The following is a 26,730-nucleotide window of genomic DNA, read 5'->3' as shown; positions in this document are numbered from 1 at the left end:
ATGAGCGACTACACGGTCGGCGAGCCGATCGCCGACACCCGGGCCCCGGACGGCCCGATCGAGAACCGCTGGGACAGCCGGCGCTTCGGTGCGAAGCTGGTCAACCCGGCCAACCGGCGGCGGCACCGCGTGATCGTGGTCGGCACCGGGCTCGCCGGGGCGTCCGCCGGCGCGACGCTCGCCGAACATGGCTACCACGTGGTCCAGTTCTGCTTCCAGGACTCGCCGCGGCGCGCGCACTCGGTCGCCGCGCAGGGCGGCATCAACGCCGCGAAGAACTACCGCAACGACGGCGATTCGGTCTACCGGCTCTTCTACGACACGGTGAAGGGCGGCGACTTCCGGTCCCGGGAGTCCAATGTGTACCGGCTGGCGCAGGTGTCCGCGCAGATCATCGACCAGGCGGTGGCGCAGGGCGTGCCGTTCGCCCGGGAGTACGGCGGGCTGCTCGACACCCGCTCGTTCGGCGGCGTCCAGGTCCAGCGCACGTTCTACGCGCGCGGCCAGACCGGACAGCAGCTGCTGCTCGGCGCGTACCAGGCTCTCTCCCGGCAGATCGACGCGGGCGGCGTGGAAATGCACCCGCGAACCGAGATGCTGGACCTGGTCGTGTCCGGCGGCAAGGCGCGCGGGATCGTCGCGCGGGACCTGGTGACCGGCGAGGTGACCACGCATCTCGCGGACGCCGTCGTGCTCGCGACCGGCGGCTACGGCAACGTCTTCTACTTGTCCACCAACGCGAAGGGCTCCAACACCACCGCGATCTGGCGGGCGCACAAGCGCGGCGCGTACTTCGCGAACCCGTGCTTCACGCAGATCCACCCGACCTGCATCCCGCGCTCGGGCGAGCATCAGTCGAAGCTGACGCTGATGAGCGAATCGCTGCGCAACGACGGCCGGATCTGGGTCCCGAAGCAGCCGCGCGACCCGCGGTCTCCCCAAGAGATCCCGGAGTCCGAACGGGACTATTACCTGGAGCGGATGTACCCGAGCTTCGGCAACCTGGTGCCGCGCGACATCGCTTCGCGGGCCGCGAAGAACGTCTGCGACGCCGGTTTCGGCGTCGGTCCCGGCGGGCTCGGCGTGTACCTGGACTTCGCGGACGCGATCGAGCGGATGGGCCGTCCGGCGGTGGAAGCCAAGTACGGCAACCTTTTCGACATGTACGCCCGCATCACCGCGGAGAATCCGTACGAGGTCCCGATGCGGATCTACCCGGCGATCCACTACACGATGGGCGGTCTGTGGGTCGACTACGACCTGCAGAGCACCGTGCCCGGCCTGTTCGTGATCGGCGAGGCCAACTTCTCCGACCACGGCGCGAACCGGCTCGGCGCGTCCGCGCTGATGCAGGGCCTCGCCGACGGCTACTTCGTGCTCCCGGCCACCCTCAACGACTACATCGCCCGCGGCAGCTTCCCCGCGCTCGACCCGGCGGATCCGGCGGTCGCGGAAGCGGAAACGGCCGTGCGCGACCGGCTCGAACGGCTGCTGTCGGCGCGCGGCTCCCGCAGCGTGGACTCGTTCCACCGCGAACTGGGCCACCTGATGTGGGACCACTGCGGGATGTCCCGCTCCGCCGAGGGGCTGCGGAAAGCACTCGACCGGATTCCCGGACTCCGGGCGGAATTCTGGCGGGACGTCCGCGTCCCCGGCACCGGGGCCGAGCTGAACCAGGAACTGGAGAAGGCCGGCCGCGTCGCCGATTTCCTGGAACTCGCCGAACTGCTGCTGCTCGACGCCCTGGTGCGCGAGGAGTCCTGCGGCGGCCATTTCCGCGAGGAGCACCAGACCGAAGACGGCGAGGCCCAGCGCGACGACGAGCGGTTCTCCTACGTCTCGGTCTGGGAGTACGGCGAGAAGCCGGTGCTGCACCAGGAAATCTTGAACTTCGAGCACGTCCACCCCACCCAGCGGAGCTACACGTGAAACTCACCCTGCGGGTCTGGCGCCAGTCCGGCCCGGACGACGACGGCAGGCTGGTCGAATACCCGGTCGACGACGCCAGCCCGGACATGTCCTTCCTGGAGCTCCTCGACGTCCTCAACCAGCACCTCATCGAGGATGGCGCCCAGCCCATCGCCTTCGACCACGACTGCCGCGAGGGCATTTGCGGCTCGTGCGGCGTGGTGATCAACGGCCGGGCGCACGGCCCCGAACGCACCACGACCTGCCAGCTCCACCTCCGCTCCTTCCGCGACGGCGACGTGCTGGACGTGGAACCGTGGCGCGCCAAGGGTTTCCCGGTGATCAAGGACCTGGTGGTGGACCGCTCGGCGTTCGACCGGATCATCGAGGCGGGCGGCTACGTCACCGCCCCGACCGGCAGCGCGCCCGAAGCGCACGCGACGCCGGTGCCCAAGCCGGACGCGGATCTCGCCTTCGACAACGCGACCTGCATCGGCTGCGGCGCTTGCGTGGCGGCCTGCCCGAACGGGTCGGCGATGCTGTTCACCTCGGCGAAGGTGGCGCACCTGAACTCCCTGCCGCAGGGGCAGCCGGAGCGCGCCCAGCGCGTGCTGGACATGGTGGAAACCATGGACGCGGCGGACTTCGGCGGCTGCACGAACACCGGCGAATGCGTCGCCTCGTGTCCCAAGGGGATTCCCCTGACGAGCATCGCGAACCTCAACCGCGAGTTCATGAAAGCCAGCCGCTCGCGGCGATAGCCGAGACGTCCGTGAAGGGAACCCTGAGGGACTCTGATTCCCTCAGGGTTCCCTTCACGGACTTCGGGTCAGGACTTCTTGCCCCGCCTGGTCTCGTCGTCGATGTCGATCTGCTCCTTGCGGACCTTCCCCCGGACAGTCTGTTCCTCGGTCACCTGCTCGGTGCCGAGGCGCACCCGCTCGACCGGCACGGTCTCCTTCTGCACCACCGGCTTCTCGGCGTGCAGCACGACGTCCTGCTCCGCCTCGCCGATCTCCGCCTCGCCCACGGCCTTGGCGTCGGTGATCGGCTCCCGCTCGATGCGGACTTCCTCGTGCGTGACCGGCACGGTCACCTGCGCCTCCTCAGTCACCACGTACTTGCGCAGCCGGACGTGACCGGTCTCGACCTCCTCGGTGCCGACCCTCAGCCGCTCCTCCGAGCGCACCACGTCGCCCGTGCCGGAGGCGTCGTGGCGTCCGCCCTTGGCCGCGGCGGTGTCCTGGCCGGTCGGCTGTCCCTTGCCCGCGGTGCCGCCCGCCGCCGCGTCGCGCCCCCGGCCCGCCGCACCGCCAGCCATGCCGCCAGCCGCGCCGCCTGCCGCCATGTCGCGCCCGCTGTTCCGGCCGCCCGCGAGGTTCTCGCCGTTCCCTGCCCGCGGAGCCGGCAAGCCGTAGTACTTGTACAGCTCGACGCTTTCCTTTTCGGAAAGGTGGCCTTCGGCGTCGATGCGCGGCGCGTCGGACACCTGGTCCTTCGCCACCTGCACGTGCAGGCCGTCGTTCTCCATGCCCGCACCCGACAGCGGCACGAAGCTCTCCTTCTGGCCGAACAGCCCGGTTTTCACCGTCACCCACTCCGGCCGCCGCGTGTCGTCGGCGAGATAAACCGTGCCGACCTTGCCGATCTTGCTGCCCGAATTGTCCACCACGGTGCTGTCGACGAGATCCTGCGGCTGGATTGCGCGTACCATTGGTCCACTCCATTTCCCCGAATCGGAATTCCTTCTGCGGCTCCCACTCTCCGGCTGGTCACCAGCCCGCGCAAGCGCCATACCCCTCAGCCGAGCGACCCCGTTTCGTGTCAGTTTGCGACCCGCGATCACCGGGTACTTCCGTCGTAAGAGGACCGTTCGCGACCCGGTCCGGCGAAATGGGCGAAGAATTGTCCCGCCGCCGGATCAGGAAAGGCCGCGGCGTTATTCCGGGGTTCCGCCGCGAAACCCGGACGCGGCCGGACGGGCCGCTCGGCTAGGCTCCCCGCCCATGGGTGCCACCTTCGCCGCGTACGCATTGACTCGCCTGCGCAACGCCTGAGCGCCGGAAGCACACCGCTCCGTCGCGCTCTCCCGTTGTCCATCCGGGACGCCTTCCCTGGCGCCCGGGTCGCTTCCTCATGCGCGGAGTCCGCACCCCATGTCTGCCCATTCCTTCGGCGGACGGCACGAGCTCGGCCAGAACTTCCTGGCCGACCCCGCCGTCATCGCCGCCGTCCGCACCGCCGCCGACCGCACGACGGGTCCCCTCGTGGAACTCGCCGCGGGCGACGGCGCACTGACCCTCCCGCTCAGCCGCACCGGCCGGCCGCTGACCGCGGTCGAACTCGATCCCCGCCGCGCCCGCCGCCTGGCGCGGCGGACCGGCGACCACGTCGAGGTCGTCCAGGGCGATCTGCTCCGGCACCGGCTGCCCGACGTTCCGCACACCGTCGTCGGCAACCTTCCCTTCCACCTGACCACCGCGACCCTGCGCCGGTTGTTCCGGCAGCGGCACTGGGAACTCGCGGTGCTGCTGGTGCAATGGGAAGTCGCCCGCCGCCGCGCCGGAATCGGCGGCGCCTCCCAGATGACCGCCGCCTGGTGGCCGTGGTTCGAATTCGCCGTCCCCGCCCGGGTCCCGGCACACCCGTTCCGGCCGCGCCCGGCCGTGGACGGCGGGATCCTCGTGATCACCCGCCGCCCGCACCCGCTCGTCGCCGACCAGGCGGCCTACCAGGAGTTCGTCCGCGAAGTCTTCACCGGACGCGGTCGCGGACTAGGCGGGATCCCGCCTCGCACCGGCCGGCTCAGCGCCCGCGCGGCCCGGACCTGGCTTGCCCGGCAAAGGCTGTCCCCGCAAGCATTCCCCCGCGATCTGACCGCCGAACAATGGGCCTCTCTCTGGAACCTGGCCCAGTGACCCTGCATCGATCCGCCAGATGCACGGCAGCGAAAAGCTCCGCTTTCGCCGACCACGGGACCTGGCGATAGTGAACGGAAGCGACGAAAGGCGGTTCCGGGAATGAACCACGGCGACTGGGTGCGCGAGGCCGCGCGGCTGCGGCCCCGTACCGCGGCCTTTGTGGACGGTGACTGGCTGAACGCCAAGTCAGGCAAGACTTTCGCCGACGTCAACCCGGCCACCGGGCACCCAGTCGCGCACGTGGCCGAAGGCGGCCAGGACGAGATCGACGCCGCGGTCACGGCCGCGCGCCGAGCGTTCGAGGACGGCCGCTGGTCCCGGCTCGCGGCAGCGGAACGCAAGAAACGCCTGCTGAAACTGGCCGACCTCATCGGTTCGCACGGGCGGGAACTGGCGCTGTGCGACACGCTTGACGTCGGCCGTCCGATCTCCGACACGTTCGGCCAGGACGTGCCCGCGACCGCCGAGTGTTTCGCCTGGTACGCCGAAGCGCTCGACAAACGCTACGACGAGGTCGCGCCCAGCCCCGCAGGCAGCTTCGCCGCGATCCGGCGCGTGCCGCTCGGGGTGGTGGGCGCGGTCGTGCCGTGGAATTTCCCGCTCGACATCGCCGGGTGGAAGCTCGCCCCAGCGCTGGCCGCGGGCAACAGCGTGGTCCTCAAACCCGCCGAGCAATCCCCGCTGTCCGCGCTGCGGCTGGCGGAATTGGCCGCGGCGGCGGGAATTCCGGACGGAGTGCTCAACGTAGTACCGGGCTTCGGCGAGACCGCGGGACAGGCGCTCGGCCGGCATCCGGACGTCGACGTCCTCGCCTTCACCGGATCGACGCCGGTGGGCGGGCTGTTCCTGCGCTACGCCGGGGAGTCGAACCTCAAGCAGGTCTGGCTCGAATGCGGCGGCAAGAGCCCGGTCGTCGTGTTCTCCGACGCGGATCTCGACGCCGCCGCGGACCTGGTCGCGTTCGGTTTCTGCGCGAACTCCGGCCAGGTCTGCTCGGCCGCCACCCGGCTGCTCGTCCAGGCATCCGTGGCCGACGAATTCCTCGCCCTGCTCCGGGAAAAGGTCGCCGGGTGGGTGCCCGGGGATCCGCTGGACCCGGCCACGAAACTGGGCCCGATGATCGACGAGGCCGCGGCAGCCCGGGTGCTGGCCGCCGTCGAAGCCAGCGGCGGGACCGTCGTCGCGGGAGGTGCCCGCCGGGGTGCTTTCCTCGACCCGGCCATCGTCACCGACCTGGCCGCCGACGACCCGCTCGGCACCGAGGAACTGTTCGGACCGGTGCTCGCATCGCTCCCGTTCGAGACCGAGGCTCAGGCGATCCGGCTGGCGAACGACACCCCGTACGGCCTCGCCGCCTCAGTCTGGACCCGCGACCTCGCCCGCGCGCACCGCGTCTCCGACGGGATCCACGCCGGGACGGTCTCGGTGAACACAGTGGACGCCCTCAGCACCGCGACCCCGTTCGGCGGCTTCAAGCAGTCCGGCTTCGGCCGCGACCTCTCCCTGCATTCGTTCGACAAGTACACCGGCCTCAAAACGGTCTGGACGGCCTACGAGACCTCCGCCTGACCGAGGTCGCACCCGGTTTCCGCAGCCAGGTACCCCAGCAAGAGCTCCCGCGCCCTGGCTGCGGACAAACTGGTGTTGCGCCCGGCGAGATGCAGACCGTACGCGTCCTCCAGCGCCACCGCGTTCGCCGCGATGTCCGCCGCGGGCGAGCGCAACTGGAACACTCCGGTGTCCCGGCCGTGCGCGAGCGCCGCCGAGTACAGCGACACCTCGCGATCCCATAACGCGGTCATCAACACCGCATGCGCCGGATTGCGCGCGGCGTGGACGTGCATTTCGTACAGCACGCGGCTCAGCGGATCCCCCTCCCCCGCCGGAAGCCCCGCACCGACCAGCCGCACCAGCCGCCGCGCCGGATCTTCCCCCGCCTCCGCCGCGCGCGCTCGCGCCCAGTAGAACCGGTCGACCGCGTCGCGGTGCAGCTCGAACAGCAGGTCGTCGAGGTCCGGGTAGTAGTAGCTGACCGAGCCCGCCGACAGCCCGGCCTCCTCGGCGACGTCGCGCACGCGGAGACCGGCCAGCCCCCGCGTCCGGATCGCGCGGCCGGCCGCCGCCACCAGCTCGTCGCGCCGCCGCGCCTGGTCCTTGGGTCGTGCCACGTCCAGGATTATTGATGACGTGCATCGAAAAACCCAGCACGGGTTCCGGAGAACCCACCCCCTAAGGGCCTTGCCAGGCAGAGCGCCAAGACGCATTCTTTGCGACAGACCGCAAAGAACGAGGAGACGCGCATGGCCCACCCCCTCACGCGCCTGACCGAAGACGAGGTCGCTCGCAACCGCGCGCTGCTGGCCGAGGCCGGGATCGCGACCGAGAGCACCCGGTTCGCGCTCGTCTCGCTGCTCGAACCGGCGAAGGCGGCCGTGCTCGCCTGGCGGCCGGGCGACCCGGTGGACCGCCGGGTCCGCTCGCTGCTCCTGGACCGGCGGACCGGTGCGGTGCGCGAGGCGGTCGTGTCGCTGACCAGCGGGGAGGTCGTGGCCGATCGGGCGGTGGACGTCGTGGCCGAGGGGCAGCCGCCGATCCTGCACGAGGAGTTCGACCTGGTCGAGAAGATCCTCTGGGAGGACGAGGCGTGGAACGCGGCGATGCGCCGCCGCGGCGTCGCCGAACCGCGTTCGGTCCGGATCTCCGCGCTGAGCGCCGGATGCTTCGACATCCCCGGCGAAACCGGGCTCCGGCTCGTGCGCTGCCTCGCCTTCCTGCAACTGAACAAGGACGACAACCTCTGGGCGCACCCGATCGACGGCGTCGTGGCCTACGTCGACCTGATCGCCGGCCGCGTGCACGACCTCATCGACGAGGGCCCGGCCGACATCCCGCGCACCGCCTACGACTACCACCTCGACGGCCCGGCGCGCGACACGCAGAAGCCCATCGTGATCACCCAGCCCGAGGGCCCGAGCTTCGCCGTCGACGGCGATGTCGTCACGTGGGAGAAGTGGCAGTTCCGGATCGGTTTCAACGCGGTCGAAGGCCTTACCCTGCACCAAATCGGCTTCCAGGACGGAGAACGGCTGCGTCCGGTGGTCTACCGCGCCTCGGTCGCCGAGATGGTCGTCCCTTACGGCGATCCGAGCCCAGTGCGGTTCTGGCAGAACTACTTCGACGCTGGCGAGTACTCGCTGGGCAAGGAAGCCAACTCGCTGACGCTGGGCTGCGACTGCCTCGGCGAGATCCGCTATTTCGACGCTGTCCTGCACGACGACGACGGCCAGCCGCACACCATCGCGAACGCGATCTGCATGCACGAAGAAGACGCTGGCGTGCTGTGAAGCACACTGACCACTACAACGGCAGTGTCTCGACCCGTCGGCAACGGCGGCTGGTCATCTCGTTCTTCGTGACGGTCGGCAATTACGACTACGGCTTCTACTGGTATCTCTACCTCGACGGCACCATCGAACTCGAGTGCAAGGCCACCGGCATCGTCTTCGCCTCGGCGTTCCCGGCGGACGACCCGGAGTATCCGTGGGCCGCCGAAATCGCACCCGGCGTCGGCGCGCCGTTCCATCAGCACCTGTTCTCCGCCCGGCTGGACATGATGGTCGACGGCCTCTCGAACGCCGTCGACGAGATCGACGCGCAGCGCGTCCCGATCGGCCCGGACAACCCGTACGGCAACGCCTTCACCCGCAAGATCACCAGGCTGGCCAAGGAATCGGACGCTGCCCGGCTCGCCGACGGCAACCTCGGCCGCACCTGGCGGATCAGCAATCCGGAGTCGCGCAACGCGCTCGGCAAACCCGTCGGTTACACGCTGCACCCGGAGGGCCTGCCGCCGCTGCTGGCCGATGACGCGTCGTCCATCGCCCGCCGCGCCGCCTTCACCCGCAAGCACCTGTGGGTCACCGCGTACGCCGAAGACGAGCGCTTCCCGGCGGGCGAGTACGTCAACCAGAACGACGGCAAGACCGGCATCGACACCTGGATCCAGGCCGACCGCGACCTCGACGGCGCCGACCTCGTCGTATGGCACACCTTCGGCCTCACCCACTACCCGCGCACCGAGGACTGGCCGATCATGCCTGTCGACCACACCGGCTTCACGCTCAAACCCAGCGGATTCTTCGACGCCAACCCGGCGCTGGACACGCCCGCGCCGAAACCGCAGCATCCGGATTGCTGCCGCTGAGGCAGGATGTCGGCATGAGCGAGCCTTCCTTCACCCTCGTGCAGCTGCGCTATTTCGAGGCGGCGGCGCGGCACTTGAGCATGACTGCCGCGTCGAAGGAGCTGATGGTGTCGCAGTCGGCGGTGTCGACGGCGATCGCTCAGCTGGAGAAGGAAATGGGCGTGCAGTTCCTGCTGCGCCACCACGCTCGCGGGCTCAGCCTGACCACCGCCGGCGAGGAGTTCTACAAGCGGGTGCTGGATTTCCTGGCGCACGGCGCGGAACTGGTCGAGACGGCGCGGCAGTCCGGCACCGATCTGGTCGGCACGCTCACCGTCGGCTGCTTCACCACGCTCGCGCCGTTCCGCCTGCCGAGTCTGCTGGCCGAGTTCGAAGCCCGGCATCCGCGCGTGCACGTTTCCCTGCGCGAGGGCGAGCACAAGGCGCTCAAGAGCGCTTTGCGGGCTGGCGAGACCGAGCTGGCGATGCTGTACGGCTACGACCTCGACGACGACATCGACCGCGAGGTGGTCGGCACTGCCGCGCCGTACGCACTCGTGTCCGAGGAGCACCGGCTCGCTCGGCGGAAGAGCCGCAAGGTGTCGCTGCGGGAGCTGGCCGAGGAGCCGATGGTGCTGCTCGATCTGCCGCACAGCCGGGAGTACCTGCAGTCGATCCTGAGCGACGCCGGGGTGGCGCCTCGGGTCCGGCATCGGACCAGCGGGTACGAGACCGTGCGGGCACTGGTGGCTTCCGGGCACGGTTTCGCGTTGCTCAACCAGCGTCCGCCGGACGACACGACTTACGCGGGCGCGAGCGTTGTGCCGCTCGCGCTGACTGACGATGTTCCGTCACTGGAGATCGTGCTCGCGACCATGCGCGGGGTCCGGCTTACCCGCCGGGCGCAGGAGTTCCGGGAGCTGTGCCGCGTGCTGTACTCCGCCCCGGGAGTTTGATCCGGCGTCGAACAGCCGCTCCAGCGCACGGCGCGCGCGGGCCGGGGCCTGGCGGTCGCCGTGCAGCTGCAGGAAATGGTTGAGCGCCAGCATGATCGCGACGATCTCGTAGAGCAACTGGTCGAGGTCTGTGTCCGCGGGCAGCTCTTCCAGGCTCACCGCACGCCAGATGTTCACGCGCAGCTCCCGCTGCCAGAGCTCGCTCACCCTGACGACGGCATCGCGCACCGGTCCGTCCCGGCCGTCGAACTCCGCCGCGGCCGCGGTGAAGAAGCAGCCGCCGGGCAGTAGTTCGCGTTCCAGGTAGGAGATCCACGCCTCGCAGGCCGCGCGGAGATACGGCAGGCCGCGCGGCACGCCGCGGGCCTGTTCGGGCACCTCGCAGACGAACAGCTCGGCGGCCGCCTCGATGACGGCCAACTGGAGGCTCTCCTTGGTGCCGAAATGCCCGATCACGCCTGCCTTGCTCATCCCCAGTTCGGCAGCGAGCCGCCCGATGGTGAGCCCTTCCAGGCCCTCCGCGGAGGCGATCACCAGGCCGGCGTCGAGGATGCGCTGCCGGGTGTGGCGGGACTCGGCCGCCGACTTCCGAGGACTCATGCGCTCACTATAGATTACGAACGATCGGTCGCTATAGTGCGACCAGACCCTGAGGAGGGACAGATGCCCGGCTCCCGCATCACCGCGCTCGGCCACCACCGGCCCGCCCGCGTGCTGACCAACACCGACCTGGAAGGCATGGTCGACACGACCGACGAGTGGATCCGCCGCCGCACCGGCATCGCCACGCGGCACCTCGCGGACGGCTCGGTCGCCGATCTGGCCACCGAGGCCGCGGCGAAGGCGCTGGCCGCGGCCGGTCTCGAACCGGGCGACATCGGCCTGGTCACCGTCGCCACGTGCAGCGCGATGGACCGCTGCCCGTCGATCGCCGCCCAGGTCGCGGGCCGCCTGGGCATCCCGGCCCCGGTCTGTTTCGACCTCAACAACGGCTGTGCCGGCTTCTGCACCGCGCTGGCCACCGCCGACCACGCGGTCCAGGCCGGAGCCGCCCGGCACGCGCTGGTCGTCGGCGCGGAGAAGATGTCGGACGTCACCGACTGGACCGACCGCAGCACCTGCGTCCTGCTCGGCGACGGCGCGGGCGCGGCCATCCTCAGCTCGGCGGACACCGCGGCGGTCGGACCGGTGGTCTGGGGCTCCGACCCGACACGCAGGAACCTGGTCCGGCTCGTGGACGAATGGCAGCCCGCGTTCGCTCAGGACGGCCAGGCCGTGTTCCGCTGGGCCACGCAGGAACTGCCCGCCGTCGCGGCGGAAGCCTGCCGTCGCGCGGGCATCGCCACCACCGACCTCGCCGGAGTCGTCACCCACCAGGCCAACCTGCGCATCATCGAGGCGCTGACCGGCCGTCTCGATCTGCGCGAGGACGTGGTGATCGGCCGGGACGTGGTCGATTCGGGAAACACGTCGGCGGCGTCCGTCCCGCTCGCACTGTCCACAATGGTCTCGCGCGGCGAACTTCCGGCGGGTGAACCGGTGCTGCTCTTCGCGTTCGGCGGCGGGCTCTCGTGGGCAGGCCAGGTCGTGGCCTGTCCATGAAAGACCTGGTCTGCCTGCACGCCGCCGCGGGCAGCCCGGCGACGTGGGATCCGCTGCGCACCCCGGCATCCGCGGCACCGAACGGCTCCGGTCCTAATCGAGCGCCTGGTGCTCGAAGAGGCGCTGGTGCCCCCGCGCGACGCCGACGACGCGCCGCCGGATTGCCTCTCGACCAATCCGGGTACGCCTTGCTCGAACAGGCGTTACCGGAGGCGAAAACGGTGCCGGTCGGCGTCGGGCACCGGATTCATTCCCGGGCTCCGGAACGCTGGCTGTCCGAGGTCTCGGATTGGCTCTGATACCCGCGCTGAATCGCGACGTGGTCGGCCACGAACTTCGCGTCGTGCCACACTCCCCAGATAAAGCTCGATCCACGCCGAGCCAGCCACGGCAGCCCGATGAAGTACACGCCCGGCTCCACGGACACGCCGCGGCGGTGCTTCGGCCGTCCGTTCTCGTCGAAGGCGTCGACCTGCAGCCAGCTGTAGTCGACCGCGAACCCGGTCGCCCAGACGATCGAGGTCACTCCGGCCGCGCCCAAGTCCAGCTCCAGCACCGGATCCGTGACGCACGCCGGGTCCGGGCCCAGCTCGCGGGCGGACGGTTCCTCGGGCAGGTCGAGCCCGTTGCGAGCCGCGTAGGCGTCGGCTTCGTCAAGCAGGGCAAGGTAATTCTCGTCGCCCGCGGCGATGTTCTTCGCCAGGTCTGTGGCGAAGCTGAGCTTGCCGTCGGCGTACGCGCCGGTCATGCCCACGAGCGTGATGCCGAGCCCGGCCAGCGCTCGGAAGTCCACGGTGTGCCCGCCGCGCGCGCCGCTGACCGCGATGGTCACGTGTTCCGCTCCGGCGGGCGGCGTCTCGGCGTCCCACTTGCCCAGAACGCCGAGCCACCAGCAGAAATCCCGGTCGCGGTAGCTGCGCGGCGGACGGTCGTGCGGCCCGACCGACAGGTACACCTCGCGTCCCGCGCGGCGGAGTTCCTCGGCGATCTGCACGCCTGACGAGCCCGCGCCGACCACCAGCACCGCGCCTTCGGGGAGCTGTTCCGGGTTCCGGTAGCCGCTGGAGTGCAGCTGCACCGGACCGGCGCCGGCGGGCACGATCGGCGGGATCACCGGGCGCTGGAACGGGCCGGTCGCGGCGATGACGAACCGGGCGTCGACGGTTCCTTCCGAGGTCTCGACGCGGAACCCGGGCCTGCCCTCGTGCCGCCGCACGGACGTCACCTCGACTCCGGTGCGGACCGGCGCGGCGATCTTTTCCGCGTAAGCCTCGAAATAGTCCGCGACCTGATCCTTCGACGCGAATTCGCCGGGAGCCACGTCGGGGAATTCCAAGCCGGGGAACCGGTCGTGCCACGCCGGGCCGTTCGCGACGAGCGAGTCCCACCGTTCCGAGCGCCAGCGTTCGGCGATCCGGTTCCGTTCCAGGACGAGATGCGGCACGCCGCACTCGCTCAGGTGCTCGCTCATCGCCAGGCCGGCCTGTCCCCCGCCCACGACGAGGGCCTCCACCTGTTCGCTCGACATCCCAGACCTCCGCTCCGGCTCCAGCGCGGTTCAGCGCCGTCTCCCCGGATCCTCACGGCCCGCCCTGCCCGTGTCCAACAGATGTTTCCGGCGCTCAAGATCTGTTTTCCCGATGCAGAATACATCAGCGGAACCGATGCATTGGTCCGGAAAGATCTACTGGACAGAACCTCGGCCGCGCGGTCAGGCTGAGGCGTCCGACGACCGCCGCAGGGAAGGCCACGCAGTGACTGTCCACCGTCGCATCCGCCCGTTCAACACGCGGGACACCTACCCGGAGCAGAACCTCGACAACGACCTCTGCCAGGCCGTCGTCGCCAACGGCACGGTCTACGTCCGCGGCCAGATCGGGCAGGACCTCGACACGAGCGAATCGGTCGGGATCGGCGACGTCGCCGCGCAGGCCGAACAGGCGATGGCGAACATCAACATGCTGCTGGAAGAATCCGGCAGCCGGATGGAACACCTGGTCAAGCTCACGATCTACCTGGTCGACCCGCGCTACCGCGAGGCCGTCTACCGCACCGTCGGACGCTGGACCAAGGGCGTGCACCCGATCTCGACCGGCGTGGTCGTGTCGGCGCTCGCCCGGCCGGAATGGCTCTGCGAGATCGACGCCATCGCGGTGATCCCGGAGGAGGAGAAGTGACCTTTTCGATCGTCGCCCGCGACACTTCCGGCGGCACTGCCCGGTTCGGCATCGCGGCCAGCTCGTCCAGCCCGGCGGTCGTCGCCCGCGTCGCCCACCTGCGTCCGGGTCTCGGCGCGGCGGCCTCGCAGAACATCACCGACCCTCGCCTCGGCGGACGGCTGCTGGACCGGCTCGCCGAACACGGGGATCCGGAGAAGGCGCTCACCGAGGTCACGTCGGCAGCGGACCACATCGAGTACCGGCAGCTGACCGTGCTCGGCCGCACCGGGCCCGGTTTCGCTTACAGCGGTTCGAAAACTCTGGGCACGCACGCGTCGGCGACGGCGGACGGCGTGGTCGTGGCGGGCAACATGCTGGCTGGCGACCACATTCCGCAGTCCATGGTGGACGCTTTCACCGAGGCGACCGGCGAACTGGAACAGCGCCTCGTCGCGGCGATGCGGGCCGGGCTCGCGGCCGGCGGCGAGGAGGGCCCGGTGCGGTCCGCCGGGCTCGTCGTGGTGTCCACTGCGGACTGGCCGGTCACGGATCTGCGCGTGGACTGGGCCGACGAACCGATCGAGCAGCTCGCCGACCTCGTCGACGTCTGGCTCCCCCAGCGCGACGACTACGTCACCCGCGGCCTGAACCCCGCCGCCGCGCCGTCCTACGGCGTGCCGGGAGACGAGTGATGGCCACTCCCAAAGCGGCCGCCCGCGCCGTGGTCGACCGGCACGCCGACGAGCTGATCCAGCTGTCCGAGCGGCTGCACGCCGACCCGGAGACCGCGTGGGAAGAGCATCGCGCGGCCGCGGCGGTCCCGGGGCTGCTCGACCGGGCCGGGTTCGCCGTCACGTCGAAGTACCTCGGCCTGGACACCGCGTTCCACGCCAGCTTCGGCTCCGGTCCCCGGCGGATCGCGCTGTGCGCCGAGTACGACGCGCTGCCCGGTCTCGGCCACGCGTGCGGGCACAACCTCATCGCGGCCAGCTCCATCGGTGCCGCTTTGGGGCTCGCCGCGGTCGCCGACGAGATCGGCGTGACCGTCGAGGTCTACGGCACTCCGGCGGAGGAGGGCGGCGGCGGGAAGATCGAGCTGCTGGAACGCGGCGCTTTCGCTGGCGTGGACCTCGCGATGATGGTGCATCCGGCACCGGTGGACGTCGCCGAAGCGCGGCCGTTCGCCGTCAGCCACTCGAAGATCTCCTACACCGGCAAGTCCGCGCACGCCGCCGCTTATCCCGAAGCCGGGGTCAACGCGGCCGACGCGTTCACCGTCGCGCAGGTCGCGATCGGCCTTCTGCGGCAACAACTTCCGGCATCGGCGCGGGTGCACGGCATCGTGACGCACGCCGGGGACGCCCCCAACGCGATCCCCGAACACGCGTCCGGCAGATGGTACGTGCGCGCCGAGACGTTGGCGGAACTGTCCGAATTGGAGCCACGCGTCATGCGGGCTTTCGAGGCCGGCGCGCTGGCCACCGGCTGCGAGCTGAGCGTGGAGCCGGAAAGCAAGCCCTACGCCGAATTCCGCGCCGACGAACAGGCTTTGGCCGCCTACCGCGCCAATGCCCTCGAACTCGGCCGCGAGTTCGCCACGGGCGGCACAGCGTCCCGGATGAACCGCGCGTCCACCGACATGGGCAACGTCTCGCAGGTCGTGCCCGCTATCCACCCCTACCTCGGCATCGGGTCGCTGCCCGCGATCAACCACCAGCGCGAATTCGCCGCGCACTGCGTCGGCGGCACCGCGGAACGGGCCCTGCTCGACGGCGCCACCGCGCTGGCGTGGACCGGCGTCGACCGAGCCTCCTGAAATCCCCTCCGCCCCGGGAAGGACACCGATGTCCCGCACCCGCTCCGAGCACGACATGCTCGGCGAGGTCACCGTGCCCGCCGACGTCTACTACGGCGCGCACACCGCCCGCGCGCTGGTCAACTTCCCCATCACCGGCGAAACCCTCGCCGACCGGCCGCACCTCGTCGCCGCGCTCGCCACCGTCAAGGAGGCCGCCGCGCGTGCCAACGCGGAAGTCGGCGCCCTCGATCCCGAACGGACCGCCGCGATCGTCCAGGCCTGCGCCGAGATCCGCGACGGCCGCCTGCACGACCAGTTCGTCGTCGACCTCATCCAGGGCGGTGCCGGGACCTCGACGAACATGAACGCCAACGAGGTCATCGCCAATCGCGCCCTGGAACTGCTCGGCCACGCCCGCGGCGACTACGCGCGACTGCACCCGCTCGACCACGTCAACCTCGGCCAGAGCACCAACGACGTCTACCCCACCGCGGTCAAACTCGCGCTCGACCGGCATCTCGCCGAACTGCTCGCCGCGCTCGCCGGACTGCGGGAAGCGTTCGCGGACAAGGCGATCGAGTTCGCCGACGTCCTCAAAATGGGCCGCACCCAGCTGCAGGACGCCGTCCCGATGACCCTCGGCCAGGAGTTCGGCGCGTTCGCCGCCACGCTCGGCGAGGACGAGCAGCGGCTCGCCGAAGCCCGGCTGCTGCTGCACGAACTGAATCTCGGCGGAACGGCGATCGGGACGGGACTCAACGCGCGTCCTGGGTACCGGGAGCGGGCTGTCGCGCACTTGCGAGAGCTGACCGGGATCGCGACCCTGGTCTCCGCGCCCGACCTCGTCGAGGCGACCCAGGACGTCGGGGTGTTCGTGCAGCTGTCCGGCGTGCTGAAACGCGTGGCGGTCAAATTGTCCAAGATCTGCAACGATCTCCGGTTGCTCTCGTCCGGGCCGCAGGCCGGCTTCGGCGAGATCGCGCTGCCCGCCCGGCAGGCCGGGTCGTCGATCATGCCGGGCAAGGTCAACCCCGTCGTCCCGGAGGCGGTCAACCAGATCGCCTTCGAGATCATCGGTCACGACGTCACGATCACGCTCGCGGCCGAGGGCGGGCAGCTGCAGCTCAATGCCTTCGAGCCGATCATCGCGCGGGCCCTGACCGCCGGTCTCGACCACCTGACAGCCGGTGCCCGCGTGCTCGCCGAACAATGCGTACGCGGCATCACCGCCCGCAGAGAACACCTCGCCGACCTCGTCGCCACCTCGACCGGGCTGGTCACGGCGCTCAGCCCGGCACTCGGCTACGAAACCGCCTGCACGCTCGCGCTGGAAGCGCACCAGACCGGCCGTCCGGCGCTGGAACTGGTGCGGGAACGACGGCTGCTGACCGACGACCAGGTCGGCGCGCTCACCACCCCGCAGGCCCTCACCGGCGGGCCCTCCCGCACGTGAACGCTGTGTTTCACCGCCGTCAGACCCTCGTGTCGGCACAGCTCAGCGCCTCTGCATAACACGAACAGATGCATTGCTTTGCTTATTACTTCTTGTTAGATGCCGTGGGCCGCTCTTAGCGTCCTCCCGGAGAACCGGTCCAAGGAGGCCATTCATGACCGCATCCGACGCCTCTCCGGCGCCAGACCTGGCCGACCAGAGCGCCGATCCCGCCACGCTGCGCCGCAGTGTCGCGGCCGGCGCGGTCGGCGTCTTCGTGCACTGGTTCGACTGGGCCGCCTACGCCTACCTCGCCGGCACCATCGCGTCAGTGTTCTTCCCGGCGGGCAATTCCACCGCCGGGCTGCTCGCGGTGTTCGGCGTCTTCGCGGTGTCGTTCGGGATCCGGCCGGTCGGCGCGCTGATCTTCGGGCCGCTGGGCGACAAGATCGGCCGCAAGCGCACGCTGTCGGTGGTCATCTTCGTGATGTCCGGCGCGACCCTGGTGATCGGCCTGCTGCCGGGCTACTCGACGATCGGCATCGCGGCCCCGATCCTGCTCGTGGCGCTGCGCCTGCTGCAGGGCCTCGCGGCGGGCGGCGAATTCGGCAGCGCGGCGAGCTTCCTGGCCGAGTACGCGCCGCGCCGGCGCCGCGGGTTCGGCGTCAGCTGGCTGGAAGTCGGCTCGCTGCTGGGCTTCCTCGCCGGTTCGTTCGTGTTCCTGCTGCTGTCGATCGGCCTGACGGACGCGCAGCTCGCGTCGTGGGGCTGGCGCGTCCCGTTCCTGATCGCCGCGCCGCTCGGCATCATCGGGTTCGTCATCCGCGGCAAGATCGAGGACACCCCCGAGTACCGCGCCCTCGAAGCGACCGACAACGTGCCGCGCAGCCCGGTCCGGGAACTGTTCCGCCACAACAAGAAGCAGCTTCTCCAGGCGGCCGGGCTGATGACCATGATGCACGTGCCGTTCTACGCCGTGCTCACGTATCTGGTCACCTACGAGACCGACTACCTCGGCCACTCGTCCGGCAGCGCGGCCGCACTGTCCACAGTGATCTCGCTCGTCGGGCTGTTCCTCGTGCCCTTCTTCGGCCGGCTTTCCGACCGCGTCGGCCGTCGGCCCGTCCTGATCGGCGCGGGCGTCGCGCTCTTCGTCCTCGCCACCCCCGCGTATCTGCTGATGCGCACCGGCCTCGCCGGCACCTGGATCGGCGGGCTCGCGCTCGGCGCCATCCTGGCGGCGATTCTCGGCACTTACGCGGTGTGGTCCGCGGAAATCTTCCCGACGCGCACCCGCCAAAGCGGCCTCTCGATCGCGTACAACATCACCGCCGCGCTGTTCGCCGGGACCGTGCCGTACCTGATGACTGTCCTGATTTCCGCCACCGGCAGCACTCTCGTGCCCGGGCCGTACCTGATGGTCGCGGCCGCCGTCGGTCTCCTCGCCGCGTTCTCGATGCGCGAGACCGTCGGAACTCCGTTGCTGCACAAGGAAGACCTGGAGAACACCGAAGCCTGACTCCTCCCTCTCGATTCACCAAAGGCGGTGAAGCGTGTCCGAACCCACCTTCGTCAACAGCGAATCCGGGAACCTGCGCCGGAATCTGCGCCGGATCGACTCGATCTTCCTCGCGATCGCGGCCATCATCTCGGTGGACACCATCGGCCAGATCGCGACCTCCGGGGCGGAGGCGGTCACCTGGACCGCCGTGCTCCTCGTGCTGTTCCTGTTCCCGTACGGGCTGGTCATGGCCGAACTGGGCAGCGCGTTCCCGGCGGAGGGCGGGCCGTTCGTCTGGCTGCGGCTCGCGTTCGGGAAGCTGCCCGCCGCGCTCGGCACGCTGCTGTACTGGATCACCAACCCGGTGTGGCTGGGCGGATCGATCACCTTCCTCGCGGCGGCGACCTGGCAGCAGTACCTGGTTCCCGCCTCGCCGGGCGGGTTCGCGGACTACGCGTTCAAGCTCGTCTTCATCTGGCTGGCGATCCTCGGCGCGGTGGTGAGCCTGCGGTACGGGAAGTGGTTCATCGCCGCCGGGGCGCTGCTGAAGGTCGGACTCGTGGTGCTCTTCGCGGTCACCGCGGCGATCTACGCGGCCCGGCACGGCGTCCACGGTTCGCTGGCCTTCTCCCCGACTCTCGGCGGATTCCTCGCGGTGGTCCCGGTTCTGATGTTCGCCCTCGTCGGCTTCGAAGCCCCCAACGGGGCCGCCGAGGAGATGCACAACCCGCGGCGCGACGTCCCGGTCACCGTCGGCGTCTCCGGACTGGTGTCGGCGTTGTGCTATCTGGTGCCGGTGCTCGGCATCGTGCTGGTGATGCCCGCGGACAAGATCAACGGACTCGGCGGTTTCCTCGACGCCGTGCGCCAGGTGTTCTCCGTGTACGGCGGCGCTTCGGGCACGATGCTGACGCTCACCGCTGTGGTGTTCGTCTTCGTCCTGCTGAACCAGGGCTGCTCGTGGATGATCGCCTCGGACCGCATCCAGGCGATGGCCGCCGTCGACGGCGCGTTTCCGCGATGGTTCGGCGCGTTCCATCCGAAGCTGAACACGCCGCTGCGGGTCAACCTGCTTTCCGGCGTCGTCGCGACGGTGTTCACGGTGGTGGCGACGATCGTGCAGAGCAGTTCGGCGTCGGCGGTGTTCGCGGTCGTGCTCAACATCGCGGTGAGCACGCTGCTGCTGTCGTATCTGCTGATCTTCCCGACAATCCTGGTGCTGCGGCGCAAATACCCGGCGGTCGACCGCCCGTTCCGGGTGCCGGGCGGAAAGGTCGGGCTGTGGGTCAGCTCGGTGCTGATCTACGCGTGGATCCTGCTCGGCGCGTGGCAGACGGTGGTGCCGGGAGTGCTCGACCGGGCGCTCGGGGTGCCGTACGACTTCGTGGCGACGTGGGGCGTCTCGCGGTTGACCTTCGAACTGTTCACGGCCGGGACGCTGGCGGTGCTGATCGGGTTCGGGTTGGTCGGGTATCTGATCGCTCGCGGGCAGCCCGCGCCGATCGCGGAGGTTCCGCAACCGGCTGCGACAACACTGGTGGACGGCGAATCCGCCCAGACCTGAAACCCGCCCACGGATCCGGCCCGGCGCACGGGAACCAGCACGCGCCGACCGGGTTCGTCGGCTACCCCACCGCCCGCACACCACCCACGCCAGTCGCGGAAACCCCGCCATCGACCTAGCGGATCAGACCTTCCGCCCCACCACACCCGCGACACACCGGGCCGCGTCGCTCAGCGGTTTCAGCCTCGGGCCGTCCTGCCACCACTCGTCCGCGACCGACAGACCAGGGCCGTCCGTCCGGCTCGGCGGCAGCAGCTCCAGACCGGGCAGCATCGCCTCGATCTCCGCACGGGTCCGGAACCGGCCCGCGCCGAGCGGTCCGGACACGAGGATCTCCTCGATCCGCTTCGCGACCGCGGTCAGCTCCGGCACCTCGGGGTCGTAGAAGTGCGCCATCGCGACATACGAACCGGGCGCGAGGGCGTCGATGTACTCGCGCATCACGTCGACCGCGCCGTCGCCCTCGTAGTGGTGCATCGTGCCGATGTGCAGCAGCGCGATGGGCTCCGAGAAGTCGAGGTATTCGCGCACCGTGTCGTTCTGCAGCACGGCCTGAGGCTCGAAGATGTCGGCCTCGACCATGTGCGTGAAGTCGTTGTCCTCCAGCAGCGCGCGGCCGTGCGCGAGCACCACCGGGTCGTTGTCGACGTACACCACGTGCGCGTCGCGGTGGTAGCGCTGCACGATCTGGTGGGTGTTCTCGGCGGTCGGCAAACCGGAACCGCAGTCGAGGAACTGCCGGATGTCGGTCTGGCTCGCCAGCATCCGCAGCACGCGGTTGTGGAAGCCGCGGTTGCCGCGGGCGATGTGCACCGCCTCGGGGACCGCCGTGCTGATCTTCTCCATCACCGCGCGGTCCACCTCGTAGTGGTGGCTCCCGCCGAGGAACCCGTCGTAGATCCGCGCGATGCTCGGGCGGTTCGGGTCCACCCCCACCGGCACCTGGCTGGGCGACAACGGGGACGACGAGCCGGTCATGGACACCTCGCGGAGCGGTCGGTCGGCAGTGACCTACTCAGAGTAGTACCGCCGCCGCTCAGCCGTGCCAGCGGCGCGGCTGAGCGTCGCCGTCGTCACCCCATTGCTTCATGTACGAGCTGACCGCCGAACGGAACGCGTCTTCCATCGAGTCGTGCGACGGGTTTCCGCCGTCCTGCTGCGGGTTCTGCGTCGGCTGGGCGCGCGGCGGCGGCGAGGTCGTCGCGGGACGGCTGCTGGCCCGGACGATCGTGTCGCGCACCTCGCCGCTGGCCGGGGCCGGGGACGCGCTGAGCGTGCTCACCGCGGGCGGAGCCGACGAAGTCGTGTGGGCCGGAGCGGGCGGCGGCTGCACCGGCTGCGGGCCGGTCTCGCCGGTCGCCGACGGCCACAGCGCCCACGAGCCGAGCCCCGCGCACAGCACCACCGCCGCACCGGCGAAGACGCCGTATCGCGCGTGCCGCCGCTCGGCCGGCGGCGCGGTCTGGGCGGGCGGATCCGCGGCGGGCAGCGGGCCGCGTTTGGCGAGCTGTTCGGTCGGCGAGCCGGTCGAAGCGTCGAGGACACCGCCGAACGCCGAGGTCGCCTCGTCGCCGCTGCCGGCCCGGGGACGCACGAGCGGCGGGGGTTCGCTGCCGTCGATCCGGGGCATCGGCGCCGTCTCGGACAGCCGCACGAGATTCGCGACCGACTCGAGGTCGCTGCCGGACTCCGGGTTCCCCATCCAGACCTCCACCCCGCCGGGGCCGCGCGTCCGCGGCGCTTCCGGCGCCGCAGATCCTAGGGACCCCCGGTCCGCGCTGTAAACCCGCCTCGGGCGTGATCCAGTACGCTCGACGGGCTTCGATCACGGGGAGGAGGCCCGCGATGCGGCCGTTTTCGGTCGGAACCGACGCCGCCGGCATGCTCGACGCAGGCGACGGGCAGCAGATCTACTGGGACGCGAGCGGCACGGGCAAGCCGGTCCTGTGCGTGCACGGCGGGCCCGGCGGAGGCGGCAGCGACTTCGGCCGCACCGGCTTCGACCCGGCGAAATTCCGCGTCGTGGGGTTCGACCAGCGCGGCTGCGGACGGAGCACGCCGAGCGTCGCGGACCCGGCGGTGAGCCTGGCGCACCAGACCACCGAGCACCTGATCGCCGACATGGAGAAGCTGCGCGTCCACCTCGGCGTCGAAAAATGGCTGCTGTACGGCGGTTCCTGGGGCGCGACCCTCGCGCTGGCCTACGCGCAGCGGCATCCGGAACGAGTCAGCGGCGTCCTGCTGGTCGCCGCCTTCACCTCTTCGCCGGACGAGATCGACTGGCTCTACCGCGGCCTCCGGCGGCTGCTGCCCGCGCAGTGGGAAGCGTTCCGCGCGGGCGCGCCCGATCCGGACGGCGACCTCCTCGCCGGGTATTCGCAGCTGCTCGCGAGCCCGGACCGCGCCGTGCAGCTCCGCGCCGCGCGCGACTGGTGCGCGTGGGAAGACGCGGTGATCTCGCACGAGTGGGTCGGCGGCCGCACCGGTCAGTTCAGCGAGGGCACGGACGACGAGCTGATCACGCTCGCCCGCCTCTGCGCGCACTACTACGGCCACCACGCGTGGCTCGAGGACGACCAGCTGCTGCGCGACATCGGTCTGCTGCACGGCATCCCGGCGGTGCTGATCCACGGCCGCGCCGACCTGAGCGCGCCGCTGCGGAAGGCGTGGCAGCTGGCCCAGGCTTGGCCGGATGCCGAACTGGTCGTGATCGACGACGCGGGGCACACCGGCAGCCCGTCGATGGGGACGGCGGTGCTGGAAGCGATCACCCGGTTCGAGGACCGCTGAGACTCAGCGCGACACGCGATACCGAAGACTCGTCGCCTCCTGCGCCAGCAACTCCAACCGCACCGGCGGGCCCGGCCGCTCGAACAGCCGCACCCCGCCGCCGAGCAGCACCGGCATCACCATCACCGCGACCTCGTCCAGCAGCCCGGCGTCCACGCAAGCCCGCCCGACCGAAGCGCCCAGCACATTCACCGTCTTCTCCCCCGCTGCCGCCCGGGCCGCCGCGACGCCCTCCTCGAGAGAGGAACAAAACGTCACCCCGGGCACCGCGGCCGGAGCGGCCTGCCGGGTCAGCACCACCTGCGGCCCGTCCCATCCGCCGCCGAAAGCCTTGCCCTCGCCCTCGGTGCCGCGGTACGGGTCGTCGCCGGAGAAGGTCCGGCGGCCGACCAGCAGCGCGCCGACCTCCGCGGCCAGCTCGTCCGCCGAGGCGTCCCCGGTGTAGGGCGCGAGCCACCCCATGTCCCCGCCCGGCCCGGCGATGAACCCGTCCAGCGACATCGCGGCGGAGTACAGCAGTTTTCCCATGTCGGTCCCTTCCGTTTTCCGTACCGACTCCCGGAAGGGCGGAAACTCATCGGTCAGCCGGACAGCGCGCGCCAGGCCTCCCGGCGTTCCCGTTGCCGTTCCGGGTCCGCCACCGGCGCCGCCGCGACCAGCCGTCGCGTGTAGTCCTCCCGCGGCGAGCCCAGCACGGATGCCACCGGGCCCTCCTCGACCACCTTCCCGTGGTGCAGCACGACGACCCGGTCCGCGACCCGTTCCACCACGGCCAGGTCGTGGCTGATGAACAGGCACGCGAACGCCAGCTCCCGCTGCAGGTCCGCCAGCAAGTCGAGCACCGAGGCCTGCACCGAGACGTCCAGCGCGCTCGTCGGCTCGTCCGCGATCAGCAGCCGCGGCCGCAGCGCCAGCGCCCGCGCGATCCCGACGCGTTGCCGCTGCCCGCCGGACAGCTCGTGCGGATACCGGCCGCTCCAGTTCGGATCCAAGCGCACGGCGGCGAGCAGTTCCGCGACCCGCTCCCGGTGTTCGCCGCGTTCGCCGTGCACCACCAGCGGTTCGGCGATGCTCGCGCCGATCGTCGCGCGCGGGTTGAGCGCGGAGGCCGGGTTCTGGAACACGATCCCGATCTGCCGCCGGACCTCCCGCCGCTGCCGGGCCGACGCCCGCGCGAGGTCCACGCCGCCGACCTGCACGGCACCCGCCGACGGCGAGACCAAACCGGTCAGCACGGACGAGATCGTGCTCTTGCCCGAACCGGATTCGCCGACGAGGCCGAGCACCTCGTCGGTCCCGATCGTCAGGGACACGCCGTCGACCGCGCGCACTGGCGGAGCGCCGCCGCCGACCCGGTAGGTCACCGCCAGATCCGTCACCGAAACCAGCGGAGCCGACGTCGGCCGCACCGCACCCGCGGGCGCGGAACCCAGTGACAGCACCGAATCCAGCAGTTCCCGCGTGTAATCGGCCTGCGGTGCCGCGAAAAGCCCGGCCACAGTGTTCTGCTCGACCACCTGGCCGTCGCGCAGCACCACGACCCGGTCCGCGATGTCCGCGACCACGCCCATATCGTGCGTCACCAGCAGGATCGCCGTGCCGAGCCGGTCCCGCAGCGACCGCAGCAGCTGCAGGATCCCGGCTTGCACGGTGACGTCCAGCGCGGTGGTCGGCTCGTCCGCGATCAGCAGCTTAGGGTCGTGGATCAGCGCGATCGCGATGACCACCCGCTGCAGCTGCCCGCCGGACAGCTCGTGCGGGTAAGCCCGCAGCACCCGCCGAGCGTCCAGTTCGACCAGTTCCAGCAACTCCCGGGCCCGCTCCCGCGCCGCCGGCCGGGACACCTTCCGGTGCGCCCGGACCGCGTCCACGAGCTGGGTGCCGATCCGGAACACCGGGTTCAGCGCGCTCATCGGCTCCTGGAACACCATGCCGATCTCGCCGCCTCGCACCGCGCGCAGCGCCGGACCGTCCACTGTGTACAGATCGCGGCCGTCGAGCACCGCGGAACCGGTCACCGTCGCGGTGTCCGGCAGCAGGCCGAGCAGCGACAGCGCGGTGACCGACTTGCCGGAACCGGATTCCCCGACGAGGGCGACGACCTCGCCGGGGTTCACCTCGAACGCGACTTCTCGGACAGCGACGGCGTCGGAGGCGCCACCGAACCGGATCGAGACGTCGCGCAGGGAAAGCAGCTGCTCGGACACGGGATTACTTCGCCAGGCCCATCTGGAGGTAGTTCGGGTACGCCGGGAACGCGCCGATCGCGAAATTGCCGACCTTCGCGCCGTGCAGGAACGAGTTGCGCGTGTAGATCAGCGGGATCACCGGAGAGTCCTGCATGATCCGCTTGTCCGCCTTGGCCCACAGCTTCCCGGCCGCGACCGGGTCGACGGTGCCCTGCGCCTCGGCGATCAGCGCGTCCACCTCGGGCACCGAGTAGCGCGCCTCGTTGTAGCCGCCGTTGCCGATCTCCGAGGTGCCGAACAGCGGCTCGATGTTGGCGTTGGCGCTCGGGAAGTCCGGCTGCCACGAGCCCAGGGTCAGGTCGTAGTCGCCGTCGTTGCCGGTGACCAGCGTGGTCCACGCCTCGTCGTCGAGCGGGCGCAGCTTCGTGCGGATCCCCGCCCGCTGCAGCGCGGCCTGGATCGCCTGCGCCTTGTCCGCTTCGTTGTTCGCCGTCGACACCGGGAAGTCGAGGTTGTCGATGCCGTTCGGGAAGCCCGCCTCGGCGAGCAGCTGCTTCGCCTTCGCGACGTCGCCGTTCGGCGGGGCCGGGTAGAGGTCGTACACCTCGCGCCCGGCGATGCCCTCGGTGATCAGCGTCGTGGCGATCGGACCGGCCAGGTCCGCGCTGCCCGCCGCCGCGACCTGGTAGGCGGTCTTGTCCACGGCGTACTGGAACGCCTGGCGCACCTTGGGATTCGCCAGCGGGCCGCGTCTGGTGTTCAGCGCGAGATAGGCCAGCGCACCGGACTTCGACGTGACGAGCTGGTTCTTCGCCGCCGGGTTCGTGCGGATCTGCGCCAGCTGCGCCGGGTTCACGAACGACGAGCCGAACGCGAACGCGTCGTTGCCCTGGCTGGCCAGCAGCCGCTTCGCGACGACGCCGGTGTCCTGGCCCATCTGGATCACGACCGCGTCCGGCAGCCCGGTGCGCGCGAGGTCGGTCTTGGCGTCCCAGTTCGGGTTCCGGACGAACTTGACCTGCACGCCCTTCTGGTACGACTCGACCTGGTACGGGCCGGACGCGACCGGCTTCGTGTCGTAGGTCGCGTCGGTGCCCTTGCCCTTCGGCACCGGGGCGAACGCGGGCATGCTCGCGATCCACGGCCAGTCGCCGTACGGGCGGGCCAGGTGGAAGACGATGGTCTTCGGGTCCAGCGTCTCGATCGACGCCAGCTCGCCGCCCTTGAACGGGCCTTTGTAGTCGGGGCCGCCGGCGAGCAGGTTCTTGTGGTAGCTCAGGCCGCCGGAGAACGCGGAGTCGAACGACCGCTCGATGCCGTACTTGATCTCGGCGCTGGTGATCGGCGTGCCGTCGGCCATCTTCAGGCCGTCCTTGAGCGTGTACGTCCAGGTCTTGCCGTCCGCGCTGGCGCGGCCGGTGTCGGTGGCGAGGTCGGGGACCACGGTGGCCGGGCCGTCCGCGGCGGTCTTCCACGCGGTGAGCCGCCGGTGGACCAGGCTGATCGTGGTGATCGCCAGGTTCTGGCTCTTCGCCGGGTCGAGGTGCTGCGACGTGGTGTCGCTGAGGATGTAGAGCGTCCCGCCGGACGCCACCTCGACCGCGCCCCCGCCGCCGGACTGCTCGTTCGCGTTGCACGCGGCGAGGAACGCCCCTGCCCCGGTGACCGTGGCGGTGATGCCCAGCGCCTTCAGGAAGTCCCTGCGATCCATGGTTTTTTCCGTTCCC

The 26,730-nt window shown here is 70.5% G+C and carries 22 protein-coding genes and 1 pseudogene; 14 read left to right on the top strand and 9 right to left on the bottom strand.

Going from position 1 to position 26,730, the window contains the following annotated elements; all coding sequences use genetic code 11:
* Together ACZ7SW_RS06165 and ACZ7SW_RS06160 are read left to right on the top strand one after the other, a co-directional pair.
* Nucleotides 1-1,929, top strand: a complete 1,929-nt coding sequence (locus tag ACZ7SW_RS06165; protein ID WP_470229318.1) for a fumarate reductase/succinate dehydrogenase flavoprotein subunit — start codon at nt 1-3, stop codon at nt 1,927-1,929.
* Entirely contained in the window at nt 1,926-2,669 is a 744-nt protein-coding gene (locus ACZ7SW_RS06160) for a succinate dehydrogenase/fumarate reductase iron-sulfur subunit (RefSeq protein ID WP_344275688.1), read from the top strand. Before ACZ7SW_RS06165 ends, ACZ7SW_RS06160 begins: the two co-directional genes overlap by 4 nt.
* Before the next feature lie 68 nt (nt 2,670-2,737).
* On the opposite strand, the gene ACZ7SW_RS06155 is transcribed toward ACZ7SW_RS06160, so the two are convergent.
* Nucleotides 2,738-3,622 (bottom strand): DUF2382 domain-containing protein, encoded by an 885-nt coding sequence (locus ACZ7SW_RS06155; protein ID WP_470229317.1) that lies wholly within the window; start codon nt 3,620-3,622, stop codon nt 2,738-2,740.
* A gap of 442 nt (nt 3,623-4,064) precedes the next feature.
* On the opposite strand from ACZ7SW_RS06155, the gene erm reads away from it, so the two are divergent.
* Nucleotides 4,065-4,826, top strand: a complete 762-nt coding sequence (gene erm, locus ACZ7SW_RS06150) for a 23S ribosomal RNA methyltransferase Erm (RefSeq protein WP_470229316.1) — start codon at nt 4,065-4,067, stop codon at nt 4,824-4,826.
* Between the two features lie 102 nt (nt 4,827-4,928).
* Nucleotides 4,929-6,398: an aldehyde dehydrogenase family protein gene (locus ACZ7SW_RS06145; protein ID WP_470229315.1), complete on the top strand. Its 1,470-nt coding sequence runs from the start codon at nt 4,929-4,931 to the stop codon at nt 6,396-6,398.
* Here ACZ7SW_RS06145 and ACZ7SW_RS06140 read toward each other — a convergent pair.
* A complete protein-coding gene (locus tag ACZ7SW_RS06140) occupies nt 6,380-6,997 on the bottom strand; it encodes a TetR/AcrR family transcriptional regulator (RefSeq protein WP_470229314.1) in 618 nt (205 codons plus the stop codon). The genes ACZ7SW_RS06145 and ACZ7SW_RS06140 overlap by 19 nt on opposite strands.
* Nucleotides 6,998-7,129: 132 nt before the next feature.
* On the opposite strand from ACZ7SW_RS06140, the pseudogene ACZ7SW_RS06135 reads away from it, so the two are divergent.
* Together ACZ7SW_RS06135 and ACZ7SW_RS06130 are read left to right on the top strand one after the other, a co-directional pair.
* Nucleotides 7,130-9,033: pseudogene (locus tag ACZ7SW_RS06135) on the top strand (primary-amine oxidase).
* Between the two features lie 14 nt (nt 9,034-9,047).
* Complete coding sequence (locus ACZ7SW_RS06130) at nt 9,048-9,968, top strand: LysR substrate-binding domain-containing protein (protein WP_470229313.1); 921 nt, start codon at nt 9,048-9,050, stop codon at nt 9,966-9,968.
* Here ACZ7SW_RS06130 and ACZ7SW_RS06125 read toward each other — a convergent pair.
* On the bottom strand, nt 9,864-10,568 hold the full coding sequence (locus tag ACZ7SW_RS06125) for a TetR/AcrR family transcriptional regulator (protein ID WP_470229312.1): 705 nt from the start codon (nt 10,566-10,568) through the stop codon (nt 9,864-9,866). The genes ACZ7SW_RS06130 and ACZ7SW_RS06125 overlap by 105 nt on opposite strands.
* 63 nt (nt 10,569-10,631) lie before the next feature.
* Between ACZ7SW_RS06125 and ACZ7SW_RS06120 the strand changes: the two genes are divergently transcribed.
* On the top strand, nt 10,632-11,570 hold the full coding sequence (locus tag ACZ7SW_RS06120; protein ID WP_470229311.1) for a beta-ketoacyl-ACP synthase III: 939 nt from the start codon (nt 10,632-10,634) through the stop codon (nt 11,568-11,570).
* A gap of 247 nt (nt 11,571-11,817) precedes the next feature.
* Here the strand turns inward: ACZ7SW_RS06120 and ACZ7SW_RS06115 are convergent, their stop codons facing one another.
* Nucleotides 11,818-13,098, bottom strand: coding sequence for a flavin-containing monooxygenase (locus ACZ7SW_RS06115; protein ID WP_470229310.1), 1,281 nt, complete (start codon nt 13,096-13,098; stop codon nt 11,818-11,820).
* Nucleotides 13,099-13,324: 226 nt separating this feature from the next.
* Here ACZ7SW_RS06115 and ACZ7SW_RS06110 point away from each other — a divergent pair, with 226 nt between their 5' ends.
* The 6 genes from ACZ7SW_RS06110 to ACZ7SW_RS06085 all read left to right on the top strand — a co-directional run bounded on the left by ACZ7SW_RS06110 (nt 13,325) and on the right by ACZ7SW_RS06085 (nt 20,024).
* The gene (locus tag ACZ7SW_RS06110; protein WP_470229309.1) at nt 13,325-13,747 is read left to right on the top strand and encodes a RidA family protein; all 423 of its coding nucleotides are present in this window, start codon (nt 13,325-13,327) and stop codon (nt 13,745-13,747) included.
* Nucleotides 13,744-14,421 (top strand): DUF1028 domain-containing protein, encoded by a 678-nt coding sequence (locus ACZ7SW_RS06105; RefSeq protein ID WP_470229308.1) that lies wholly within the window; start codon nt 13,744-13,746, stop codon nt 14,419-14,421. The genes ACZ7SW_RS06110 and ACZ7SW_RS06105 overlap by 4 nt, the downstream gene beginning before the upstream one ends.
* Nucleotides 14,421-15,545, top strand: coding sequence for a M20 family metallopeptidase (locus tag ACZ7SW_RS06100; RefSeq protein WP_470229307.1), 1,125 nt, complete (start codon nt 14,421-14,423; stop codon nt 15,543-15,545). Before ACZ7SW_RS06105 ends, ACZ7SW_RS06100 begins: the two co-directional genes overlap by 1 nt.
* 28 nt (nt 15,546-15,573) lie before the next feature.
* The gene (locus ACZ7SW_RS06095) at nt 15,574-16,980 is read left to right on the top strand and encodes an aspartate ammonia-lyase (RefSeq protein WP_470229306.1); all 1,407 of its coding nucleotides are present in this window, start codon (nt 15,574-15,576) and stop codon (nt 16,978-16,980) included.
* Between the two features lie 154 nt (nt 16,981-17,134).
* Complete coding sequence (locus ACZ7SW_RS06090) at nt 17,135-18,478, top strand: MFS transporter (RefSeq protein WP_470229305.1); 1,344 nt, start codon at nt 17,135-17,137, stop codon at nt 18,476-18,478.
* A gap of 34 nt (nt 18,479-18,512) precedes the next feature.
* The gene (locus ACZ7SW_RS06085; protein ID WP_470229304.1) at nt 18,513-20,024 is read left to right on the top strand and encodes an APC family permease; all 1,512 of its coding nucleotides are present in this window, start codon (nt 18,513-18,515) and stop codon (nt 20,022-20,024) included.
* Between the two features lie 123 nt (nt 20,025-20,147).
* Here the strand turns inward: ACZ7SW_RS06085 and ACZ7SW_RS06080 are convergent, their stop codons facing one another.
* Nucleotides 20,148-21,002, bottom strand: coding sequence for an SAM-dependent methyltransferase (locus ACZ7SW_RS06080; RefSeq protein WP_470229303.1), 855 nt, complete (start codon nt 21,000-21,002; stop codon nt 20,148-20,150).
* Nucleotides 21,003-21,060: 58 nt separating this feature from the next.
* Nucleotides 21,061-21,726, bottom strand: a complete 666-nt coding sequence (locus ACZ7SW_RS06075; protein WP_470229302.1) for a hypothetical protein — start codon at nt 21,724-21,726, stop codon at nt 21,061-21,063.
* 143 nt (nt 21,727-21,869) lie between these two features.
* Between ACZ7SW_RS06075 and pip the strand changes: the two genes are divergently transcribed.
* The gene (pip, locus tag ACZ7SW_RS06070; protein WP_470229301.1) at nt 21,870-22,814 is read left to right on the top strand and encodes a prolyl aminopeptidase; all 945 of its coding nucleotides are present in this window, start codon (nt 21,870-21,872) and stop codon (nt 22,812-22,814) included.
* A gap of 3 nt (nt 22,815-22,817) precedes the next feature.
* Here pip and ACZ7SW_RS06065 read toward each other — a convergent pair whose 3' ends face one another.
* From ACZ7SW_RS06065 to ACZ7SW_RS06055, 3 genes are read right to left on the bottom strand one after another with little or no spacing between them, the layout of a single operon-like run.
* Complete coding sequence (locus ACZ7SW_RS06065; protein WP_470229300.1) at nt 22,818-23,342, bottom strand: dihydrofolate reductase family protein; 525 nt, start codon at nt 23,340-23,342, stop codon at nt 22,818-22,820.
* Nucleotides 23,343-23,395: 53 nt separating this feature from the next.
* Entirely contained in the window at nt 23,396-25,021 is a 1,626-nt protein-coding gene (locus ACZ7SW_RS06060) for an ABC transporter ATP-binding protein (RefSeq protein WP_470229299.1), read from the bottom strand.
* Between the two features lie 4 nt (nt 25,022-25,025).
* Nucleotides 25,026-26,714 (bottom strand): ABC transporter substrate-binding protein, encoded by a 1,689-nt coding sequence (locus ACZ7SW_RS06055; protein ID WP_470229298.1) that lies wholly within the window; start codon nt 26,712-26,714, stop codon nt 25,026-25,028.
* Between the last annotated feature and the right edge of the window lie 16 nt (nt 26,715-26,730).

The sequence above is a fragment of the Amycolatopsis sp. NPDC114484 genome, assembly GCF_055633755.1.
Note: the sequence above shows the minus strand (reverse complement) of the source record. Positions and strands in the feature narration are given on the sequence as shown.

Coding starts and splice junctions, on each gene's coding strand:
- ACZ7SW_RS06075 (WP_470229302.1), bottom strand. CDS start 21,726: ATGGGGAACCCGGAGTCCGGCAGCGACCTCGAGTCGGTCGCGAATCTC.
- ACZ7SW_RS06055 (WP_470229298.1), bottom strand. CDS start 26,714: ATGGATCGCAGGGACTTCCTGAAGGCGCTGGGCATCACCGCCACGGTC.
- ACZ7SW_RS06130 (WP_470229313.1), top strand. CDS start 9,048: ATGAGCGAGCCTTCCTTCACCCTCGTGCAGCTGCGCTATTTCGAGGCG.
- ACZ7SW_RS06165 (WP_470229318.1), top strand. CDS start 1: ATGAGCGACTACACGGTCGGCGAGCCGATCGCCGACACCCGGGCCCCG.
- ACZ7SW_RS06095 (WP_470229306.1), top strand. CDS start 15,574: ATGTCCCGCACCCGCTCCGAGCACGACATGCTCGGCGAGGTCACCGTG.
- ACZ7SW_RS06100 (WP_470229307.1), top strand. CDS start 14,421: ATGGCCACTCCCAAAGCGGCCGCCCGCGCCGTGGTCGACCGGCACGCC.
- erm (WP_470229316.1), top strand. CDS start 4,065: ATGTCTGCCCATTCCTTCGGCGGACGGCACGAGCTCGGCCAGAACTTC.
- ACZ7SW_RS06115 (WP_470229310.1), bottom strand. CDS start 13,098: ATGTCGAGCGAACAGGTGGAGGCCCTCGTCGTGGGCGGGGGACAGGCC.
- ACZ7SW_RS06120 (WP_470229311.1), top strand. CDS start 10,632: ATGCCCGGCTCCCGCATCACCGCGCTCGGCCACCACCGGCCCGCCCGC.
- ACZ7SW_RS06065 (WP_470229300.1), bottom strand. CDS start 23,342: ATGGGAAAACTGCTGTACTCCGCCGCGATGTCGCTGGACGGGTTCATC.
- ACZ7SW_RS06080 (WP_470229303.1), bottom strand. CDS start 21,002: ATGACCGGCTCGTCGTCCCCGTTGTCGCCCAGCCAGGTGCCGGTGGGG.
- pip (WP_470229301.1), top strand. CDS start 21,870: ATGCGGCCGTTTTCGGTCGGAACCGACGCCGCCGGCATGCTCGACGCA.
- ACZ7SW_RS06145 (WP_470229315.1), top strand. CDS start 4,929: ATGAACCACGGCGACTGGGTGCGCGAGGCCGCGCGGCTGCGGCCCCGT.
- ACZ7SW_RS06155 (WP_470229317.1), bottom strand. CDS start 3,622: ATGGTACGCGCAATCCAGCCGCAGGATCTCGTCGACAGCACCGTGGTG.
- ACZ7SW_RS06125 (WP_470229312.1), bottom strand. CDS start 10,568: ATGAGTCCTCGGAAGTCGGCGGCCGAGTCCCGCCACACCCGGCAGCGC.
- ACZ7SW_RS06090 (WP_470229305.1), top strand. CDS start 17,135: ATGACCGCATCCGACGCCTCTCCGGCGCCAGACCTGGCCGACCAGAGC.